This is a genomic window from Leuconostoc sp. LN180020 (genome assembly GCF_014844115.1).
Classification (GTDB): domain Bacteria; phylum Bacillota; class Bacilli; order Lactobacillales; family Lactobacillaceae; genus Leuconostoc; species Leuconostoc citreum.
In genome coordinates this window covers 1,560,847-1,583,516 of the sequence record NZ_CP039736.1, presented here as the reverse complement: position 1 = coordinate 1,583,516, position 22,670 = coordinate 1,560,847, and the positions used below count along the sequence as shown (strand labels likewise).

13 protein-coding genes and 1 pseudogene are annotated in these 22,670 nt (G+C 38.5%); 13 read left to right on the top strand and 1 reads right to left on the bottom strand.

All coding sequences use genetic code 11. From position 1 onward, the window contains the following. Positions 1–167: 167 nt before the first annotated feature. From FAZ25_RS08100 to FAZ25_RS08050, 11 genes and pseudogenes are all read left to right on the top strand, one after another. On the top strand, positions 168–509 hold the full coding sequence (locus FAZ25_RS08100; protein ID WP_100665534.1) for a hypothetical protein: 342 nt from the start codon (positions 168–170) through the stop codon (positions 507–509). Positions 510–683: 174 nt separating this feature from the next. Beyond that, positions 684–1,949, top strand: a complete 1,266-nt coding sequence (locus tag FAZ25_RS08095; protein ID WP_100665536.1) for a hypothetical protein — start codon at positions 684–686, stop codon at positions 1,947–1,949. Positions 1,950–2,060: 111 nt separating this feature from the next. After that, positions 2,061–2,930 (top strand): annotated as a pseudogene (locus FAZ25_RS08090) (type I restriction endonuclease); the annotation flags it as partial. A gap of 353 nt (positions 2,931–3,283) precedes the next feature. Continuing rightward, complete coding sequence (locus FAZ25_RS08085) at positions 3,284–4,105, top strand: IS3 family transposase (RefSeq protein ID WP_371812532.1); 822 nt, start codon at positions 3,284–3,286, stop codon at positions 4,103–4,105. 470 nt (positions 4,106–4,575) lie between these two features. Then, positions 4,576–5,175 carry a BrxA family protein gene (locus FAZ25_RS08080; protein WP_100665540.1) on the top strand — a complete coding sequence of 200 codons (600 nt, stop codon included), beginning with the start codon at positions 4,576–4,578 and terminating at the stop codon, positions 5,173–5,175. A 3-nt stretch (positions 5,176–5,178) separates the two neighbouring features. After that, positions 5,179–5,757 carry a DUF1788 domain-containing protein gene (locus FAZ25_RS08075; protein WP_100665542.1) on the top strand — a complete coding sequence of 193 codons (579 nt, stop codon included), beginning with the start codon at positions 5,179–5,181 and terminating at the stop codon, positions 5,755–5,757. A gap of 17 nt (positions 5,758–5,774) precedes the next feature. After that, entirely contained in the window at positions 5,775–9,359 is a 3,585-nt protein-coding gene (gene brxC, locus FAZ25_RS08070) for a BREX system P-loop protein BrxC (RefSeq protein ID WP_100665544.1), read from the top strand. A 61-nt stretch (positions 9,360–9,420) separates the two neighbouring features. Next, positions 9,421–10,764, top strand: coding sequence for a BREX-1 system adenine-specific DNA-methyltransferase PglX (locus FAZ25_RS08065; RefSeq protein ID WP_243236212.1), 1,344 nt, complete (start codon positions 9,421–9,423; stop codon positions 10,762–10,764). A gap of 229 nt (positions 10,765–10,993) precedes the next feature. Next, positions 10,994–12,199, top strand: coding sequence for an IS110 family transposase (locus tag FAZ25_RS08060; RefSeq protein ID WP_036061336.1), 1,206 nt, complete (start codon positions 10,994–10,996; stop codon positions 12,197–12,199). A gap of 64 nt (positions 12,200–12,263) precedes the next feature. Next, on the top strand, positions 12,264–13,766 hold the full coding sequence (locus FAZ25_RS08055) for an Eco57I restriction-modification methylase domain-containing protein (protein WP_243236211.1): 1,503 nt from the start codon (positions 12,264–12,266) through the stop codon (positions 13,764–13,766). Next, a complete protein-coding gene (locus tag FAZ25_RS08050; protein ID WP_100665548.1) occupies positions 13,759–14,841 on the top strand; it encodes a tyrosine-type recombinase/integrase in 1,083 nt (360 codons plus the stop codon). Before FAZ25_RS08055 ends, FAZ25_RS08050 begins: the two co-directional genes overlap by 8 nt. Before the next feature lie 56 nt (positions 14,842–14,897). Here the strand turns inward: FAZ25_RS08050 and pglX are convergent, their stop codons facing one another. Further along, positions 14,898–17,801, bottom strand: a complete 2,904-nt coding sequence (gene pglX / locus FAZ25_RS08045) for a BREX-1 system adenine-specific DNA-methyltransferase PglX (protein ID WP_243236210.1) — start codon at positions 17,799–17,801, stop codon at positions 14,898–14,900. 139 nt (positions 17,802–17,940) lie between these two features. Here pglX and pglZ point away from each other — a divergent pair, with 139 nt between their 5' ends. Together pglZ and brxL are read left to right on the top strand one after the other, a co-directional pair. Continuing rightward, complete coding sequence (gene pglZ, locus FAZ25_RS08040) at positions 17,941–20,469, top strand: BREX-1 system phosphatase PglZ type A (protein ID WP_089998527.1); 2,529 nt, start codon at positions 17,941–17,943, stop codon at positions 20,467–20,469. A gap of 52 nt (positions 20,470–20,521) precedes the next feature. Next, positions 20,522–22,594 (top strand): protease Lon-related BREX system protein BrxL, encoded by a 2,073-nt coding sequence (gene brxL, locus FAZ25_RS08035; protein WP_192269831.1) that lies wholly within the window; start codon positions 20,522–20,524, stop codon positions 22,592–22,594. Positions 22,595–22,670 lie beyond the last annotated feature (76 nt).

The following is a 22,670-nucleotide window of genomic DNA, read 5'->3' as shown; positions in this document are numbered from 1 at the left end:
CGTGTTATATCAAGAGCTAGTGAGTGGTTACACACTTTGACCTAGCAGCAACCTGCCGACCGGTAAGGTGCTCCACTGTAAACGGATATACGTCACTTAACCGTGTTCGTATATCGAGCGCGGTTTTTTTGTGACAAAGTCCCAGTGACGTTAAACAGGAGAAATAGATGTCAAGTATACTAGATAATCAACTACGATTCATGGCTTTAAAGCAATACGGGTTAATTGAATCAATTAAAACACCCGACATTTCTGAAGCAGATTTAGCATTAATACTGAAAAATACGGAAAATGAAACTATTGAACAATTAGCAACTGAACAGCTGCAACATCTTAATAGTCAGGCCATCCAAAATAATTTGAATTTGTATCACAAATTCTATGATTTGAACGGTATGGCAGCTTACAGGGCGAGAACACAAAGTGTTATCGAACTGAAAAACCGATATAAGAAAGCTAATCCTGATGAAAAAGTTAAAATTCTGGATATTTTATATAATGCTAAATAATGTGATGGAATACTCAAACCAGGATTTTTTGTGTCTGTCGTGATATCAAGTGCTGTTTAAAAGCTAAATTAGATTATTGATTTGATAGAACGCAATCTTGTTCAATTAGTATGGTCAATTTACGTTGAATAGTGTCATAATATAATTAACTTAACTTTGGAGAAAATTGAGAATATGGAAGAGAAAAGTGTCATTAGTACTGCTAACGAGATTGTTCTACAAAATACAATAGGTGACGAACTAAGTCTCATTCGGACGGCCCCTAATAATTTGAAGTCTGATGGTTTTCAGGAAATTTTAATTAACAGCGAAGTGATTGGTAGTTCAATGTATGGGTTGAACAATTTAACCCAAGCTTTAAATTTTTCTTCTGAGGGCCTACACCTCTTTACAAACACGGTACCAGTAACACAATTAAAGCAGTATGCTAATCAAACATTATCCTCAATGGTGAAAGGTGATGGGGGAAAAATAATTAGTCATTCTGGATTTAAACAAGTTAGCGCATTATCGTCTACCTTCGCAAATCCCGCAGTAGCCTTAACCGTTTTGACAACAGTTATTATCAAGCAACAGTTCAATCAAATCAATCAAAAGATTGACGATATTGCTACAAAGTTAGATAGCGTTATTGGTATGATGCACGCCGAAAAATTGGCTGTATTACAGACTATCGATGCACGAATCAAAACAATTACACAGCAAGAAAATATTTCGTCAGCTAATATACAAGAACTAAGCCAATTGGCAAACGACGCACAAATTATTTTCAGACAATTCCGTATTTTACTTAACCAATTTGATCAGTCAAAACTTTTAAAAACAAAAGGGCTAAATGATGCGGCCAAAATTGCGTATATGTTAAAAAATATTCAAAATAGTGACTTCATGATGGATTTCAAAATGGCCTATTTTGCGGATTCTTTATCCTGGTTGGTCAGACTAACTATTATTACGTCGTTAGTTAAAATAGGGACTGATTCAAAAACTATTGAAGAACGAATTGATACATTCAAGAGAGAGTATGAATCGAGTTTTTCTAATCATGCCACTGATTATATTGAGAAAGTAAAAGAACCTATTATTGAGAGAGCACTCAACGTCATTACAAAAACCGACACCGTTGGTGACGTTGGTACTAAAGCGGTTGAGGCATTAGGGCACGTTACAGACAAAATTCCTGGGAAAGCAACAAAATTTCTAGGAAATAAATCACAGGCCTTCAAAAAGCATTCAGAGACAATCAAAGAGAATGCTACTGTTGAACTTGAAGATGAATTTAACAACATGGTTCAACCTATTTTTGGCGAACCTGTCGATGAAATAGCCTCAAATATTATCGATAAATTGACTGCACCTACAGAGGTTATCTACGCGATAGATGATAAATCGCAAGATATTAGAATGTTTATCGGAAAATCATCAGCAAAAACAATATAGTAACATGTGATTAACAATTTAATCCATTAGCTGACTATAGAGATGAACAATACGTGGGCAATGGCGTAGCTACAATTATAAAATACACACATAGAAAGATTAGACCAATTCATGGCAGAAGATAAATTTGAAGAAGCCGTTATAGAAAAGTTGAAAAGTGAAGGTTGGGATTACCTGGCTGATTATTCAGGCGTAACTGTTAATCACCTCTATGATCATTGGCGTGATATATTGAATGATAATAATCGTACAAGGTTAGAGGGCGTCTTATTATCTGACAATGAGTTTGAGCAGGTAAAATTGGAATTATTGAAAAACAAAACACCTTATGACGCTCAGCTAATGCTTGCTGGGGCTGGTGGAGTTGGAACCATCCCATTAATTCGTGATGATGGAACGCAATTAGAGTTAGAGATTTTTTATGGTGATGAAGTAGCTGGTGGACATTCTCGCTATGAAATTGTGAATCAAATTACCTTTAATGATTTGACGTTTAGTTTGAGTTCAAAGCGGCGCGTCGATATTGTTTTATTAATTAATGGCTTGCCAGTCGCTCACGTGGAAGAAAAAGACGAATCTCTTCAAAATCAATGGAACGCATTCGAACAACTTTAAAAATATGATAGTGATGGTATGTATACGGGACTTTTTTCTTTTGTTCAAGTGCAGTTTGTTTTATCGCAAAATTCAGCACATTATTTTGCGCGTCCAAAGAATAGTGATACTTATAATAGAGACTTTGTTTTTGGATGGCGCGATGATAATGGCCAAGATGTCACAAATACGATGGCCTTTATTCATGAAGTAATGGGCATTCCTGCCTTGCATCGTTTAGTGACGACAAATATGATTCCCGATGCGGCCAATGATAATTTGATGGTCATGAGATCTTATCAAATTCAGGCCACTCGCCAAATCCTTGATCGCATGCGTGAGATGAATCAAAATGATTTTGTTGAAAAAGAGGGCGGCTACATCTGGTGCTCTTATGCTAGATTTACGGACAGATTTTCTTCTGCCCTGTAAACTAATAGCATAGGAGCATTTTTGAATATGATTCGATACAAAAAAAAATTTAAGCAGTCTCTTGTTGAGATGCACAATTAAGGCCGTTCATATACTGATCTATCAACTGAATACGGACCTTCGGTCGACTCAATCCGTAACTGGGTCAAGTTGTACGCGGTCCACGAAGTGGACGGCGAAAAATGGACGCAAGCTGATGTAAACGCATTACAAAAGGAAAACGACAAACTTCGCGAAGAACTTGAGATTTTAAAACGAGCCGCGGTGTTACTTTCGAAGTACAACTAACGCAAAATCGCGAGTTAGGACTGGAAATCATTGACCGTTCGCTCGCAATGGGACACCGCATAACAAGCGTTTTATCAGCTTTGAATATAGCTCGAAGCACTTATTATCAATGGAAAAATTGGCATCCCAGCCAACAAGAGACGCGTCGCAACGCTCTAAAAACGGCAATCAAAGCCGTCTACAACACCAATCGTGGGATCTATGGCTACCGACGCATCGCCGCATTTTTACGGTTCATTTTGAACACTGAAGTTGGTGATCGTTTGGTTTGGAAGCTCATGAATGAGATGAGCCTTACATCTCGCATGGTCAGGAAGTCATATAAGAAGCCGACGACGACCACTGACACACCACAAAAGCCCAATCTCATGAAGAATTTGAATAATTTGAGTGGCGTTCTAACGACTGACATCACGTACATCCAGCTAATGAATAGAAACTGGGTTTACCTGGCGACGGTCTATGACCCAGAAAAACGCCGTGTTGTCTCATATGGACTGAGTTCAGAGATGACCAAAGAATTCGCAACATCTGTTGTCGTGAAAGCTCTAAGAGCCAACGGTAAACCAAAGATGATTCACAGCGACATGGGAAGCCAGTACACTTCAAGTCTGTTCGAAGGAACGTTGCAAAACGCTGGGATAGATCATTCTTACTCGCGTAAGGGGCATCCTTACGACAACGCACGTATCGAGAGCTTTCATTCGCTCATCAAGCGTGAGCTGATTTATCACGAAGAATACAGAACCATTGATGATGTCAGGTCATCTGTCGAATGGTATGTGAACTGGTACAACAACGAACGTATTAATTCACGCACTGAATGGCTTCAAGCCGCCTAGACCAATGTCTGGTTTACTTAATTTCGATTATCGGCACTAGCCGGTACGACGCCGTTTATAAGCCGTCACTTGTGAATTTCAAAAATTCGCCTTGTGAAGGCTTATTTGTTGCACGATACAACTTGTGAAATCCGGTCGGTTCACAATCTATACCACCCGTTTTCTCTCACCGGCAGGGCTAAGCCCTGTTCCACCTACAAAAACACCCAGAAATCACGCCGTTTTAAGCTGAAATCCGGGTTTTGAAAAATTTTCGGAGTCCGGCACCTCTCGGTGCCGAAAAAACCTGTCCATAATCTTGACATCAGCGCCCTTTTTAACTTTTTTATTATTTCAGTGTGGTTAAATGTATAATGAATAGGTATGCATGTAGAATGATTTCTACACCAATTAACAAATAAATTTTCATAACAGAACCGACGAAGTCGATGAATAAATAGCATCAATTTGACGGTGTAATTGGAGGTAGTATGAAGAAAAAATACTCGGCAGGACAAGTGTCGCAATCTTTCTGGCAAAAAGAATTTGGTATAGGTGTTAATCTATTCTTGGCGGGAAAGTCTCCTATTGAAATGCGTGAGATGAGCTTGAATGAAAATATTTATCTTCAGGCATCAAAGGGAAGTCGTATTCGAGTTGCGCAAGCTATGAATCAACGATTGTCGGTCATTCCTGATGGTCTGCTTAATTTATATAATGATGTTGATTCACAAAATCAAAAGCTTATAAACTTAACAGCAATAATGAAACTTAATCAATTGCTTGAGGACTTTATCATTGAAGATTTTCGAAATGAGATTATGTTGGGCGATTCTAAAATAGAAGATTATGAGTGGAAAGCTTTTATGCGACGCAAAGAAGGCGAAAGCGAAATTGTCGATAACTGGACGAATGAAACGAAACGACGAATGCTAGTGCTGTTAAAAAATTTCGTACGTTCGTCTGGCCTAAGTGTGGTTGACGAACAAGGCGTGGATATTATTCAGCGACATTTGCTAGATTCACAAGTTTTAATTGAATTGGAAAAAGAAAATCTAGGGATTTACATAACCGCATTTACAGGAGTATAGAAATTGAGTGAACTGACTGAGAAATTTGAAAATTTGAGGCACAGACTAAAAGTGGACGGCTTAACAGCCCATCACGGTCTTTCAGGTGAGGTGCCATACTTTATCCTTGATTACCGTCCTCAAGATGAGTTGTATGTACGTGATGAGACTAATCAAATTGTCAATGGCGGACCATATGGTGAGCGTCAAATGAATATTAAGCTGTTCAACTTGTTCGATATTATGATGGATACTCTGAATGAATTTGGGTATACGGAAATAATTTATCAATTCGAAAAAGAACAAGGGATGGACTTTGTTATTGAGCAAATTAACAATTTAATGGCTACAAACGAAGAAAATAATCGATTTGTCGAATATATTAAGAGTCGAGTTAATCCGGATGAGGATATTATCTTTATTGAGGGGATTGGACAAATTTTCCCGCTTGTCCGTACACACAAAATTTTAAATACAATGACACAAGTGATTGACTACATGCCAGTTGTGTTGTTTTATCCTGGAAAGTTCGATAACATTAAACTAAGTATGTTTGGCGAGTTAAACGATGATAATTACTATCGAGCAACACAAATTAATTAATTTTAGAGAGTGAAAAAATGAAAATTCAAGATATTTTTGAAAAGGATATTACCCGTGATATTCAAGGGGTTATCAAGGTGGGACAGGATGATGTCCAAACCATTAAACAGGATTTAGATGAGTATGTTGTGACGTCTGAGTTGCAACGTTATTTCGCTGATTTTTTTGATGCATATCAAAAAGGAATTAACGGTACGACAGACAAGATGGGTGTTTGGATTTCTGGTTTCTTCGGCTCTGGTAAGTCTCACTTCCTTAAAATCTTGTCATACCTTTTGAATTCTAAAGTTCAGGTTGATGGCATGAGTGCGGTCGAATTTTTCAAGCAGCAAAATAAGGTTGCTGACCCGATGACAATTGCTAATATGGATTTGGCAGCTAGTGTTCCTTCGGATGTTATTTTGTTTAACATTGACTCTGAATCAAAATCAGGCAATAAGTCATCTGAAAATGCTATTCGTAACGTGTTTTTGCAAGTCTTTAATAAGATGCAAGGTTTTACGGACAAAAACTTTTGGCTAGCTGACATGGAACAAATGCTTGTTGCAGACGGACTATATGATGACTTTAAGGCTGCTTATAAGGAATTGAATCCTAAGCATGATGATTGGGAGAAGGGCCGTGATCGTTATGCATTTGAGGCGAAAATTGCAATCGAACCAGCTTTGAAGCAAGTTGGATATCAATATGATATGCCTAATTTCTATGCAGATTACGAACTGAATATTAAAGATTTTGCAGAGCGTGTTGCTACCTATATCAATGCTAAGGGCGACAATCACCACGTTGTGTTCCTAGTGGACGAGGTTGGTCAATTTATTGGTGATGATATTAAGCGCATGTTGAATCTTCAAACAATTGTCGAAGAGCTCGGTGTTGCCACTGGCGGAAAAGCTTGGGTAATTGTTACTTCTCAGCAAGCAATTGATGAGGTTACCACTAATTTAAGTGGTACTGATTTTTCAAAGATTCAAGGCCGATTTGATACAAAGATTTCTATGAGTTCTGCAGACGTTGCCGAAGTAATTAAGAAGCGATTGCTCGCAAAAACAAATGATGCTGCTGGATTCTTGGAAGGTGACTTTGAAAACAATAAGCAAGCCATTTTGAATAAGTTTAACTTTGGTAGTGAACGTAAGTGGCGAAAGTACAAGTCTGCTCAGGATTATGCAGACGTGTATCCATTCGTACCTTATCAGTTCGAGCTGTTGCAATCAGTTTTGACAGCGGTGCGAGAACACGGATCTGACGGGAAACACTTGTCAGAAGGTGAACGCTCTATGCTGGCTATTTTCAAAGAGTCTGCAGAAAAGGTTGGCGAAGACGACACCAGTACGCTCATTCCATTTAGTTCATTCTACGATGGGCTTGAGGGATTTATTGATCACGAACACCGCATTGTTATTTCGAACGCTGAGAAAAATGAAGCGGTGAATCCGAATGAAGAAAAAAATCCGTTTGCCCTTCGTGTTCTACAAACGTTGTTCATGGTGAAGCACGTTGATTCTTTCGAAAAAAATATCGATGGAATTACAACCTTGTTGATTTCAAGCAATGATGAAGATGTTATTGAATTGCGTAAGCGTGTTGAAGACGCACTGAATGTGCTGATTAAGCAAGGTTTTGTTGAAAAAACGACAAAGGGATATGAATTCCTTACTAACACAGAACAAGATATTAAACGACAAATTGACAAGCAAATGGTTAATGACAGTGATGTTGATAAAAGTTTGGGTGATTTCTTGTTTGCTGAAATGCCTACTACATTCACACCAGATGGAATGGGAAAAGACTATAACTTTAAGTTCAACACATTTGTGGATGAGTATCTTCAAGGTTCAAATCGAAACGCACTAAATATGAAGGTCATCACGCCACTGAATGACATGAATAATGTTGATGTGAAGCTTGAGATGGAGAGCACAGAAGCTAACACTCTAGTGATTGATTTACCAAATAATGCTGAGTATATTGATGAATTACGTCAGGCTATTCGAATTGCGCAGTACCTCAGCCGATCATCCTCGCTTGATTCTAAAGCTAGCCAATTGATTAGCGTGCAATCAGAAGAACGAAAAAGCTTGATGGATGCCGCTAAGAAACATGCGCTTGATGCACTTTCAGAGGCGCGTGTATTTGTTAATGGAAATCAAATTGAGGGTAGCGTCATAAAGACGCGTTTGGAATCAGGAATGAAAAATGTTGTTGGAAACACATTCCGAAAGTTAAATGATTTGGTTCAGACACATACAGACCGTGACATCGTTTCACTTTTCGCATCTGATGACGGCATTGTATTGGATGCGGCCGATGTAAATCAAAATGCATTGGAAGATGTAAAAAACAAGATATCTAAAGAACTGACAAAGAATCCTAAAGTGTCATTGGAAACCATTATTTCGCAATTTCAAGCTATTCCATATGGATTCTCACCAATTGATACGCAATGGCTAGTTGCTAAGCTGTTCGTTGACGGTAAAATAGACATTGAGAGTGATGGTGAAAAAATCCTTGTTAAGGATGAACATTATTCTAATAAGCAAAAAGCTGATTTGTTCTTAAGGAATCAAAAGAGACTCGCATTGACGATTAAGCAAGATATTCCGATGAAGCAACGTAAGACGTTGAAAAATCTGGCTAAAGAGGTCTTTGGTAAGCGCGCCTTTCAGGATGAGACAGACGATGGTATGGTGCTTGAATTGCGAGATGCAACAATCAAGTATGAATATGACCGATTGTCAGATTACGAGGGGCGTGATTCAAAATTCCCTGGGCACGTTGAATTGCAAAAGGGAATTCAGTTGCTCAAGCGATTGCTGGGTGTGAAAGATACGGCCGAATTTTATGCGCAAATGTCGTCTATGGAGGAAGAATTGCTTGATTGGCATGAAGCTATGGAAGACAAAGATGTTAAGGACTTTTATGGTAATAAATCTTCTCAAGCAATCTGGGAGCAAGGAATAAAGAATGTTGATATTTATCATCGTTCCGAAGGCTTTATCACGAATGTTGAGCTAAATGAACTTGTAGACAACTTGGAATCGTTAATCAAATCAGGCACGGCTAAGAAAGTGCAAGATGTTAAAGCAAAGAATGAAGAGTTTTCAAACCTATTTAACTCGGTTCTGGATGATGAACAACAAAGAGTAATCTTGAGGGTACAGGATTACCAAGAACGTGGAGAAACGCTGATTTCTGAGACTGATTTGAGCGATTCTACAAAGTCACTGTTAACGTCAGATTATATTTCTGAAATTGAAAACATCCGATCTCAGGCTACGAAGGCTGTTGATTTAGAAACTTTGAATGGTAAGCTACCATTGGCTAGTTCAAAACTTAAGCAATTGATGGCTAAAGTGCAGTCGGAAGTGGCAAAGCAGCAAGTGCCTCCCGTTACTAATCAGGATGAGGGTGAAGGAATGAGTCGACCTGCTGAACCAGTCAAGATTCCACGCTTCGAAAGTTTACGTGACTACACCGGTACAACGAGCTGGCACATTACTTCTGAGTCAGACTTGGATGAGCAACTAGCGGAATTGAAGCAACGAGTTTTGGCACAACTAAATGATGGGAAAACGTCATTTATTGATTTGAACATCTAAAAAATTAGTCCAAGAATCTATTCTTGGACTGTACATAACCTAATGAAGGCGAGAAATAAAAATGGACAAACGGGCAATAAATAATTTTGCCGTTAAAGCACGTCGTGACTTAATTCGTGACATTACGAATAAGTTGGGGCTACTTGGTATTGATGAAGCTGGCATTCAAGAAAAACGTGCTGAATCAACAGCTGAAATCGAGTATTATGGTGAGTTAGCTTACGAGATTAGTGGTGATGATATCAGGTTACGCCGAGAACTAGTGAGCCACTTAAAGTCACGTGTAGCTGATGATTGGAATACGGTGCTTCAGGACTTTATTGAAGAGGTAGCATATACCTGGTTCAATCGAATTATTGCGATTCGATTTATGGAAGTTAATGACTATTTACCATCTAAAACACGAGTTCTATCATCTGAAAATGGGCGTACAGAGCCTGATATTTTGACAGAAGCGTTTGATATTGAAGACGATTTGCACGGATTTAACAGCAATCAGCGTGCTTTGTTAGCTAAAGCACTTGATACTGAAATTCCAGAAGACTTGGATAAGGCGTATACAATGCTATTCATTAAGCAAGCTAATGCATTGAATGACAATTTGCCTTATCTGTTTGAGCGTACCAGTGATTACATGCAATTATTGTTCACCCCCAGCTATCACGATGGGGTCATTAAGGACTTAATTGATGGTATTCCAGAGAGTGACTTTGATGTTCAACTTGAAGGTCAGGTTGAAATTATTGGCTGGCTGTACCAGTACTATAATGAAGAGCCAAAAGACTTGGCATTTAAAAAGAAGTCATACAAGAAAGAAGATATTCCAGCAGTTACCCAGCTTTTTACCCCGGATTGGGTAGTACGCTACATGGTTGAAAATTCGATAGGTCGTTATTGGATACGCGGTCTATTAAAAAAAGGCGACCCTCGAAGCGAAAAGGAAATTGCGCAATCTTTCGGTTGGGAATACTACCTTCCAGAATCAGCTGATAACCAAGAACTACTAGTTTCAAGTTCCACACCAGAACAATTTGCTACACCTGAAGATATAACCGTCATTGATCCTGCCATGGGCTCAGGCCATATTTTGGTTTATGCTTATGATGTTTTGCAACAAATTTACGAATCCGAAGGTTTTTCAAAGAAGGACTCGGCAGAATTAATATTGCAAAAAAACTTGTTTGGCTTGGATATCGATAACAGAGCTTTTCAGTTATCTTACTTTGCAATAATGATGAAAGCTAGACAAGACAATCGTAAGGTGTTGTCGCAAGGAATTCGGCCAAATGTGTTTGATGTGCCAAACATATCTGATTCAGTTGACTTCGCAGATCTGCTTATCAAGAAGGCGGATGTCGTTGATACGAATGGAATAAAACTTACTAACATTAAAGGTGAAGATTAATCTCGACGGAGATAGTCTTCACCTATTTTTGATTTATTCTAAAATAGGTTGTGAAGCATAGGTCGCGGAGTTTTTTGGCACTGGATGTCGTGAATAAAAGTGGCCGTTTCACTGGTGTTACCACACAATTTGTTCTTAGTAAGTTAGACGCTAGACGTCGAGTATAGAAAATTAGATGGTGATGGCTGCCAGTGACTGTTTCAATCAATTATTCTTTGGAGGTGCACTGATGCACGCTGTTATTGGTATTGATGTTTCGAAGGCAACCAGTCAAGTTGCCGTCGCTGTTGATGGTAAGGTTGTACAGAATTTTAAGATCACCCATGATGTCTTTGGGTTCAATCAGTTAAATACGGTCATTATGCAGTTTAATACGTTCCCAGATATCGTGTTTGAGGCGACAGGCGTTTATTCGAGACGTTTAAAAACTTTCTTAGAGGCCCACAATTATCCTTATACTTACCTGAATCCTTTGACCGCTAAAAAGCAATTGGATCAATTACGTCCTAACAAAAATGATCTTAACGATGCCAAGCATTTGGCGGAAACGCAATTCATTTTAAAGCGTGCTAAAAGTTACGTCCAGAATCCGATTTATATTGAACTACAAGATATGAGTCGTTTTTACCAACAGTTAAACCACGATATTGTGTCCGCTAAAAATCGGCTACATCGTTTGCTTCAATTGACTTTCCCAGAAATTGAAACTTTGTTTTCAACTACCGATAGCCAACAATATTGGGAGATTGTGTCGTTAATCCCTCATGCCACAATGGCTAAGCATTCACGACAAACGTTATCCGATACGATTCAAAGCAGCGTCAGTCGTCAAATCGGTGTTGCGCGTTTAACACGACTCGTTGATAAACTAGTGGCGCTTGGCAGCCTATCAGCGCCTGCTGTTGCCGTTGCTTCGTATAATGTCACCGAGGTGCGTTATTATGCGCAGCGCTTAATTGCGTTATCTCAAAGCAAGGCCAATGTCTTAGCGACTATGGTTGATCAGGCCAAAGATTTACCTGAATATGACATTTATCAGAGTATACCAGGATTTTCGGACAAAACAGTGGTTTCTCTAATCGCTGAATTAGGTGATTTGCATCGTTTTGCGACTAGTAACAAATTGAATGCCTTTGTCGGGATTGACTTACGATTTAATGATTCAGGTGATTATAAAAGTTCTGGGTTCATCACAAAGCGAGGTAATACAATCGCCAGAAAAGTGCTATTCAAAGCCATTAGTAACATTGCTAGTACGGCAACTTATGGTCATCAAAATCATATCAATGATTGGTATCAAAAGAAAAAGCAATCTTCAATGTCAAAGGGAACAAAGAAAATTGCTATTGGTGCGATGTCACGTCTCTTACGAACAATGCACTATCTGGTTTTGAATAACCAATTGTACGATTACGATACAGCGTCAAAGCGCTAGAATTGTACATTTATAAGCCTAACATTTTGCAAAACCAATGTGAAGACATCGGTTTATTTTAGTAGTGCTTGATGACCAATTGCAGCATCATAAAAAGAAGCTAAATGCCTTGAAACACTTGACTTCTGGTAGAAAAAATTCTCTGCGTCAATTACTTTCTGTTTTTTCACATGGAGATTCACTTGGGTCAATTATTGAAATTAATCCAGCAATAGATTTTAAGGAACTACAAAAACTAACAAAATCAAATTTGCTTATTAACGAAGACGGATTTGATGCGATTGAAGCTGGTAAAATGCAGCAGACGCTTCGAAACATGTTGCCAGTGGCCAAGATTTTGAGTAGTCGCTTTACTATAGCTATAACTAACCCGCCATATATGCAAGCTAGCAAAATGCCAAAAGATTTAAAGGCCTATGTGATATCAAATTATGTTGACTCAAAGTCTGATTTATTTGCCGTGTTCATTGAACGACTTGCAAAGTTTGTTGGTTCAAATGGTTTGTATGCTATGATTACTCAGCATCAGTGGATGTTTTTATCTAGTTTTGAACGCTTAAGAAATAAAATTAATAAGCAATCTATTATTAATATGGCTCACCTCGGAACTAAAGCTTTCGAAGAAATAGGCGGAGAGGTTGTTCAAACAACGGCATTTGTAATGCAAAATACACAAATGTCCGATTACGTTGGGGCTTTTGTTCGTTTGGTAGACTACGACTCACAAAAAAAGAAGCAAGTTGCATATCTTAATGCTGTAAATTCGACGGAATCAAAGAACGTTTATCGAACTAACCAATCGATTTTTAAAAAAATACCTGAACATCGAATTTCATATTGGCTTTCAAATAATTTGATTAAATCCTTTGACGTCCTCCCACCACTGGGCACGTACTTTGGCGGTGGTAATGGTATAACAACTGGGAATAATGCTCATTACCTACGGTATTGGTTCGAGTTAAATAATCTCGATACTAAATGGGTTCCCTATAATAAAGGTGGAAAATACCGAAAATGGTATGGAAACATTTTGGACTACCTGTATTGGGGAGATGAAGGTCGTGAACTTATTTCAGACTCACACTCAGTGATGAGAAATTCTGACTATTATTTCAAAATCGGGCTCACTTGGTCTAAAATTTCATCCGGAAAGATTGCTATCAGGCAACTAAATTCGGGTTCCTTATTTGATGTTGCTGGAATGTCTTTGTTTGATAAAACAGATTCTAAGACACTGTCCAAGGCTATGGGATTCTTAAATTCAAATACTGCTTTAGCCATTATTGAAGGCATGTCACAAACTTTAAACTTTGAATCAGGGACTATCAAGTCACTGCCATTCGATCCTAAAAAGGTTCCTGACCAAGTGGATATATTAGTTGATAGTAATATATTTATAAGCAAACACGATTGGGACTCATTTGAAACTTCAGCTGATTTTTCAGTCCATCCTTTTGTAATGCATATCGATGAACATAATCGAAATTGGAATATCATCCCTATACTTAACCACTGCAATGTGCCAAACTTGAGCCAAAAAATATTTTTGGAGGTCAACTATGGTTAGTTATCGAAAGCGTGGCTCAGTCTGGCAGTATGAAATTTCATATAAAGATACATCTGGTAAATATAAAAAGTTGCGAAAATCTGGGTTTCCTAGAAAATCAGACGCCATTTCTGCAGCAGCTCAACTCCAAACAAATCATCCAAATTTAATTTCATTTCAATCTGGCAAACAGATTTTCTCAGATTACTTCGAACACTGGATAAATCTGTATAAAAAGCCTACCGTTTCAAACATAACCTTTATTAAATATCAAAATACATTGCAACATGCAAAACAATTATTTAAGGGAATTCGCCTTTCTGATCTTTCTCGTACTGTGTACCAACAGAAAATCAATAAATTTGCAGAAACACATAGCATCCGTACGGTACACACATTTCACAAGCAACTAAAATCCGCACTTCTTGATGCATTTGATGAAAAAATCATCTCTATTGATCCCACGAGAAAAACTGTAATTAACGGGACTCCACCTCGCAAGCAGCGCATGACATTAGACTACAAAGAGACCAAGCTGCTTGTTAAACATCTTGATTTAAATATGCTAGAAGACCTTGTAATCTACGTTGCAATCGTGACCGGAATGCGCTTCGCCGAAATATTAGGACTAACTCCTGCTGACATAGACACCCAGAACAATATAATTTCAATAACTAAAACTTGGGACTATAAGTTTAATAGTGGATTCAAACCAACTAAGACGAAATCATCTCAAAGGGACATCGTCGTAGATTCCGAGACAATTAAAGCTATTCACAAATTTGTCAGCCATCACAAGATTCCGGAAACGAATCCAATTTTCGTATATAACAGTCATAGCATCGTCAGCGCCGAAATAAATAAGATTCTCTCTTCCAAATTGAATGGATTAGGCATCGCAAGAATTCCGTTTCACGGACTTAGACACACTCATGCATCAATTTTGTTGTACAGCGGGGTAAATCTCCTTTCTGTGTCAAAGAGACTAGGCCACAGCAATGTTACCACAACACAGCAGACATACTTGCACATTATTAAAGAAATGGAAGAACAGGACGATAACAAAATAATAATCCTTCTTCAAGCTATAAAATAATTGGCACAATATTTGGCACAAAAAAGGAGATTCCAATTTTGGAATCTCCTTTTCCACTATTTTATTTTTGTTAACAACTTTTGTCCGTCTTGGATCTTTACATGATTTTCGACCACACCATCATCTAAATCAATTTCAATTCGTGCCGTCGCTAAGTGTTGCAATACTTGATCAAACATTTTCATTTCATCAATTTGATTTGTTAAACGAGTTACTTTCTTTTCGTAAACCTTACGAATCTTTGCTACTGTTTCTGATTCAACAAGTGATTCGAAATTGACCAGTGCGTTTTCATAGGCTTCCTGAAGTGGCAACAAATAGTCCGTCCTTATCATTCCTGTTGTGTCGGCATCATAACGGTGAACATACATCAATGCTCGTAACCCTTCTTTCTTTCCAGAGTTATATTCCCAGTAAATGGGCCTCTTTGAGTACACAGAGACATGATCTGCATAAAAATCTTTGATGAAGTATTGCCGAATCTTTTCTTCCGCGGTGCCGCCACCTTTGCCGACAATTTGAGCGATATATTCTAGATTTGCCTGAACATTCTCATTTCCAAATGCAACTCTCAAGAACTCTTTCAAACGATTGATAATGTCCCGAGAATCATTAAAGTATGCATCATCAGACAAAATCAGAACATTATCCTTATTAGGTTGGAAAGACTTGTATTGATCAGAATTCCAATCGCCACCAGCATAAATCAATCCTGGCACATCCAAAGAATAACGTCCAAATACAAGTCCCACGAAATATGATAAGAACGACTTTATATCACGAACCTCGTCTGCTAAGCGCACGGAAACATCCTTGTTCGCTACGTCTGGTGTCAATTCGTCTTGCAGACCATATAAATCAATAAAAATACGGTTTAATTCTTCTTCATTGTCCTTCAATTGATCAAATCTATCTTGTGCTTCACTTTTCCACACTTCAAAAGCTTCTTTAAGGTTCCAATTTCGATTATGTTCATCGATATGTTGAACAAAAGGATGTTTCGAATAATTCCAAGCAGTTTCGTAAGAATTCCAATCATTTTCTGAAATTGAAATCGATTGTTTGACCCTAGTTTCTATGTTAAGAGGGTTTAGGGCCGGAAGTATTGGGATTCTTTGAACATCACCAGCTTGAATATTGATGGTAGGATTTAGCGCATTTAAAATGAACGTGGTTACTTTGGAATTAAGTAGGCCAAGCAAGACGAATGAATTGTTATCATTTTTCAAGAATATGCTATACCCGCCCGATCCACCTACGAATCCGCCACCTGAATACCTAAACGAAGGCTTACCAGAAGTTACTGCGGACCAAGTCATTGCCGTACTAAAATAATATTCTGGCGAACGATGTCCGTGATTATTTTGAATTAATTTATAATTTTCATCATCAAATTTAATTACGTATTCGATATTGCCAAACCAATTTCTACGAGATCCGCCTTTGTTCATCGGTACATAGAGCTTATTATTTTCTACGCCATCTTTTGTAGTTGATTTAAATGAAATGCTACTGAATTTTGGTTCAAACCACAATCTCATAAATTTTTTGTTATCACCTGAAACTAATCCTTTCTTTGCCGGATATTCTTCCCCAAGCAGCGTACCATTTCGATAGTCTTGGTACATTGCATCAGGTAACCAATAAGCAACTGGATTACCAGGTACATTGATGTAATTCGATTGGTTAGTTCGATATAGATAATCAACATCGGGATTTTCAATCGCTTCTAATGTTTTCACTTTTTGAACGTCCATGCCACCTTTAAAGTCAGACAATTTAATATACACACCATTTTCCGATGTGCTTGAATTTTTTAAAACAAACGTATTGATAGGAACTGTAGCTTCTTCAAAGGCAGAATACTCCATTTGAATCAGGCTAGAAATTAGTTTAGTGTTCAAAATTGACTTTCGCAAATTCTCGTAACTCTTTATGAACATCCATACAAATGGAGTCATATATGCGGCATATCCGTTGGTCACTGTCATGTTGATGTTGTGCCAAATAAAAACGGAAAACAAATCACTTGAATAATCTTTATAATGCGTTTTCACATATTCTTTCAGGACCTTGTTCATTTTGTTTAGATATGGCGGGTTCGTGATGACTACTTCGTACTTGTTTTGCATTGTTTCAACTATGTCTAACAGACGCAATAGTTGATAAGTAATTTCACGAGTGTTGTTTAAGTCTAGCGAAGTGTCCTGTGGAATGTTAGTTAGAACTGTTCGCAAATTACCTGTTTTTACAGGTTTATCGATTTGAATGATTGATCCTAGCGTACGTGAATCATGGAAAAGAGACACAATGTATTTCAAATCTTGAATGTTAGATTCAGACACAGGTAGACTTTCGAAATAGTTGTCATTGATGTTTGAAGTGTCCTCAAAAACATAAACCTTTGGTGAAATATTCGAAGTTAAAGCTCGACGATTATACTCGCGAGCTTTCATCATAAGTGCAAAGTAAGCCAGTTGATAAGCGCGTTTATCTATTTCCAATCCAAATAAATTGTTTTCAAGAATTAGGCTTGATGCTTCGCGAGACGAATACCCTTGCTCAGCATACATCTTCATCAAAACATCAAATGCGTACACGAGAATGTGTCCTGAACCCATTGCGTTATCAATTACTTTAATTTGGGTAACGTCTAAATCATCAGAAACCATCTCCAAGCTATCAGGAAGTAAAAATTCTAGATGAGTTCCTAACTCTGAATGAGCATTACGTTCAAGATAATATTTTCCCAATGAGTTATCAACCATATATCGAACAACCCAGTCAGTAGTAAATAGTTGTGTGGCTGCAGGTATGTCATTAGTTTTGACAGTACCTCCATTTATATTTACTACTGCATTATGAGGTTCTTCATTATAGTACTGGTAGAGCCAGCCAATAATTTCAACTTGACCTTCAAGCTGCACATCAAAGTCACTCTCTGGAATACCATCAATCAAGTCCTTAATGACCCCATCGTGATAGCTGGGGGTGAACGATAATTTATATGTGATAATAGGGAATGCTGACTAATTTTGATATAATGAATTAAACACCGTTTATGACGGGACAACGTATAAAAGGAATGAGTATCAGTACATGGTTGAATTAAATACAGGGGAGATTGTTGAACGGATTCGTACGTTATTCGCGCAAGGAAAACAGTTTGTTTTTTGGTATGACGCAAATGCGGATTTCGCAGATAATATCGGAGAAATCACTGCGCAATTGACTCAAACAACAATTGAAATGCTTCCGGGTGAACAATTTAAGACTAAGTTAGAGGTTTTGAGTCTTGAGAAGAATGGGGAAGCTGCATTAATATATTCGCCTGCAAAAAAGCCTGGCTTATCACAAAATTTAATGGCCGATGTAGAACGCTACTCGGTTGAATTTACAGCGGACGCAACTGTAATGCTTCGTGAAGAATTAGGACTGGAAGAGAAACACCAACAGTTTGTTGTGGACAACATGAAGTTCTTCGGAAATAAGGAGCGCATTAATAAATTTAAGGCGTTAACTAAAGAACGAAAAATTAACAATCCGGTTATTGTTATTTTAGCCGTTCTTGCAAAGGCTAACGGCATTTCATCTCTGGACATTCTTAAGTCGGTTATTCAAACGGACTTAGAAGATAATCAAGCGTTGAATGAGTTTAAAAAATTCAATGTTTATGATCACTTTTGGCAAGGAATGAGTAGCCAATTTGGTTATTTTACTTCAGAGCCGAAGTTGAAAGAATTGTTAAGTGGTATGCTTGTTATTACGGCATTCGATCAAATGGAACTGGATCTTCCTTCCCAAGTAAATGTTTATCAATCGTTTGCGAAGACTAATGTTATAGCTGCAGTTTCGCAATTGATGAATATGGCTAATTTCACGTCTCGTATGAAACAAATTGCCGATGAAGTCTGGCAATTTATTAACGGAGAATCGGTTTTTAAAAACGTCGAGATGAATGATTTGATTAAATCTGATATATTTAGAAATTTTGATTTAAAAATCATGGATTGGGCTGCTACTAGTTTAGTGAACTCAGAGCTTCAGCCTAATGGGGTTGATTTACGTTTCTTGACTCATGAACGACAGGATACGATGTATGCGAATGAGTACGAATCGGCGTACAAGATGATTCGAAAGGCGGTACCAGTATTAGCTGGTAAAGCGTTTGGTGATTACGAAAACGTAGAAAAATTTGCAGAAGCGTATGTGGATACAAAAAGCGGGCTTGCTAATATCGATACATCATATCGTAAGTTTGTTGACTATCGTTGGACGTTAGATTCTGAATTGTTTGACTCGTTTGATACGCTTGCACAACGTGTAGAACAAAGTTATTTAAATGGCTTTTTGAACCCGATGATTAAGCGCTGGTCTGATGTGTATGATATTAAGTCCATTGAATCACAAAAATTGCAGAGAAATTTCTATCGAAACAAGGTTGCTTCAAGCAAAAATCCAGTTGTCGTAATTGTTTCTGATGCATTGAGGTTTGAGGCAGGACAAGATTTAGCGAAGTTTATTAATAGAGAAAATCAACTATCTGCTGAAGTTGATTATATGATTACCGGCGTGCCGTCGGTGACATACTTCGGTATGCCGTCATTACTTCCTCATGAAGAGCTGACGTATGATGCGTCAGTGCCTACGGTTTTGGTGGATGGTGTTAAAGCAACAGATTTGGCTTCAAGAGAGTTGGTTTTGCAAAAACGCAATGCTAAATCAATGACGATTGCTGCAGATAAGGTGATGAGTACCAAAACGGAAGACTTAAAGTCTGAATTCGTGGGTAAAGATGTTATTTACGTATATCACAACGGCATTGATGCAATTAGCGACAATGCAAAAACCGAACGTAAAACGTTCGAAGCGACTGCTCAGACTGTCAGCGAAATTCAATCAATTATCAAGCGGTTAAGAAGCGCAAATCGCACAAACTTTATTGTGACTGCGGATCATGGATTTATTTATCGTGATTCCGAACTGGACACCACAGATAAGATTGATCTTAAGCCAGCTAACTTTATGAAAAAAGCACCAAGATACGCCGTTTCGAAAGAAAAATTTGAACAGACGGGCGTTGATTCAGTGGCGATTAGTGATGTTTTGGACAATGACCAAGAGGAAATAGTGTACTATCCAACTTCCGCAAACGTCTTTATGTCGCAAGGGGCTGGTAAAAATTACGTTCACGGCGGTGTTTCGCCACAAGAAATGATTGTGCCGGTGATTGCTGTTCACTCAAAGCGTGGGGCAGATACATCTGAAACTGTGGAAGTTCAACTGAGTCCAGTCCCACACCGCATTACTTCTCGAACTATTATTGTCAGCTTTAACCAATTGCAACCAATTAGTTCCGATGTGAATGGCGCTACGTTTGAAGCGAAGTTTGTGGACCAAGCGGGTGACGTCATTTCTTCTACGGAAGTTATTAATGCGTTTAGTGATGACCAAAATCCAAGTAAGCGAATTATTAAGAAACGCTTTGTAATCGCGGACCAAGTGTATGATCAAACGCAAAGTTACTTCTTGATTGTCGAAAATGTTGAAAATAAGCAAGAAATAATTCGAGAAGAATTTACGATGGATCTTGCAATCACTGGAGGTTTCGATTTTGACTTTAGTTAATGATGACAACAACTTACACGATGACTTAGAGAGTTCAAATGACGACGTAGATATTACTGCCACTGAAGTTTTAGCCTCTGGGAGTGATAGTAATTTCGACTTGCTGGACAAGTTGGAAATTAACTTTCCTGGTCGTTTTGTTCGTAAGGATTTGACGCAGCGAATCAAAGAAGGCGCAAACGTGCCGTCTTATGTGTTGGAGTATCTGCTTGGTATGTATGCAAACTCATCGGATCCAGCAACTATCGAGCAAGGTGTAGAAAACGTCAAGAAAACACTAGCAAACAATTATGTTCGTCCAGACGAGGCGGAGAAAATTAAGTCAAAAATTCGAGAGAACGGTGCTTATACCGTAATTGATAAATTGACTGTTACTTTGAACACGCGATTAGATCGGTATGAGGCGGCGTTCAGTAGTTTAGGCATTACAGGAGTGCCAGTGGACTCACGTTATCCTCAGGATTATGAGCGTTTGCTAGGCGGAGGTATCTGGGCGATTGTGCGACTAAGTTATTATCACGATGATATGGAAAGTGATAGCACAGCGCCATTCAATGTAGAAAAGCTTACTCCAATTCAAGTTGCCGGACTGGACATGTCTGAAGTTCGACAGGGAAGAGAAAAATTCACTACGGACGAGTGGATCGATTTGTTGCTTCGAACGATTGGGATGGAACCAACTCAATTTGAAAAGCGACAAAAGTGGTTATTCATTTCACGTCTAATTCCAATGGTGGAAAACAACTACAACTTCGTGGAACTGGGTCCTCGTGGAACCGGAAAGTCACACGTGTATAAAGAATTATCACCAAATTCTATTTTGGTTTCAGGTGGTCAAACGACTGTTGCAAACTTGTTTTATAACATGAGCCGCCACCAAGTAGGGCTGGTTGGAATGTGGGATACTGTCGCTTTCGACGAAGTAGCGGGTATTACATTTAAAGATAAAGACGGCGTTCAAATTATGAAAGACTACATGGCATCGGGATCATTCGCACGAGGCAAGGATGAAATTCAAGCAAGTGCGTCAATGGTGTTTGTTGGAAATATCAACCAAAGTGTAGATGTTGTTATGCGGACATCACATTTGTTTGATCCATTCCCCGATGTAATGGCCAACGATTCGGCATTTTTGGACCGAATTCATAATTACTTGCCTGGCTGGGAAATTCCAAAGTATAAGCCTTCTTTTTTTACAAAGGGATATGGCTTCATCACTGATTATTTTGCGGAAGTGATGCGTGAGTTGCGTAAAATTTCATATGGTGATGCTTTCGAAGCGTACTTCAAACTAGGGAATCAATTGAATCAACGTGATACAATCGCGGTTCGTAAGACAGTGTCTGGAATGATCAAGCTTATCTATCCTCATGGAGAGTTTAGCAAGGAAGACGTTGAAGAAGTACTTCGATTCGCCATTGAAATGCGACGACGTGTTAAGGAACAACTTAAGAAAATTGGTGGCATGGAGTTTTTCGATGTGAACTTAAGTTACATTGATAATGAAACGTTTGAAGAGAAGTTTGTCGCAGTACCTGAACAAGGATCTTCAACATTAATTCCCGTTGGAACTGAGAAGCCGGGGCATGTTTACTCAGTCGGTTATGATGCTGGAAACCGACTGAGTTTGTTTAAGATTGAGACTCAAATGACTGCGGGTAACGGCAAGTTTGCGACTACTGGTATTGGTGGTCACCGTGGCGCGAAGGAAAGTATGGATACAGCATATAAGTATCTGAAAGCAAATGCAGGCCAGGTTAGTGGTACTATCTCGTTGTCACAACATGACTTTATATTGAACGCTACCAACTTAAATAATGGCTTGATGACAGACCATTTGTCATTGGCGACGTACCTTGCTTTGATTTCAATTAGTCTCGCAAAGCCAACCGTTGATAGCCTTGTTGTTGTAGGAGATTTAACAATTGGCGGATCAGTAGTTAAGCCTGAGAATCTTGCTGATACGCTACAGGTTGCACGGGATAGCGGTGCAAAGAAAGTGTTACTACCAATGACCTCAGCTGCCGATTTTGGCACTGTCCCTAGCGATTTGCTAGGATCATTTACAATTATTTTCTATAATACGATTGAAGAAGCTGCTTTTAAGGCTTTGGGTGTTGAATAGTTACAACGTATAGTGATTTTAATACAACTATTGGGTTGATTCGTTTGAATCAACCCCTTTTTGTCTGTATTTGCTC

What these genes read in the sequence shown, in the direction of transcription:
- FAZ25_RS08100 (WP_100665534.1), top strand. Translation starts at nt 168, where the DNA reads ATGTCAAGTATACTAGATAATCAACTACGATTCATGGCTTTAAAGCAA.
- pglZ (WP_089998527.1), top strand. Translation starts at nt 17,941, where the DNA reads ATGGTTGAATTAAATACAGGGGAGATTGTTGAACGGATTCGTACGTTA.
- FAZ25_RS08065 (WP_243236212.1), top strand. Translation starts at nt 9,421, where the DNA reads ATGGACAAACGGGCAATAAATAATTTTGCCGTTAAAGCACGTCGTGAC.
- FAZ25_RS08080 (WP_100665540.1), top strand. Translation starts at nt 4,576, where the DNA reads ATGAAGAAAAAATACTCGGCAGGACAAGTGTCGCAATCTTTCTGGCAA.
- FAZ25_RS08060 (WP_036061336.1), top strand. Translation starts at nt 10,994, where the DNA reads ATGCACGCTGTTATTGGTATTGATGTTTCGAAGGCAACCAGTCAAGTT.
- FAZ25_RS08050 (WP_100665548.1), top strand. Translation starts at nt 13,759, where the DNA reads ATGGTTAGTTATCGAAAGCGTGGCTCAGTCTGGCAGTATGAAATTTCA.
- brxC (WP_100665544.1), top strand. Translation starts at nt 5,775, where the DNA reads ATGAAAATTCAAGATATTTTTGAAAAGGATATTACCCGTGATATTCAA.
- FAZ25_RS08095 (WP_100665536.1), top strand. Translation starts at nt 684, where the DNA reads ATGGAAGAGAAAAGTGTCATTAGTACTGCTAACGAGATTGTTCTACAA.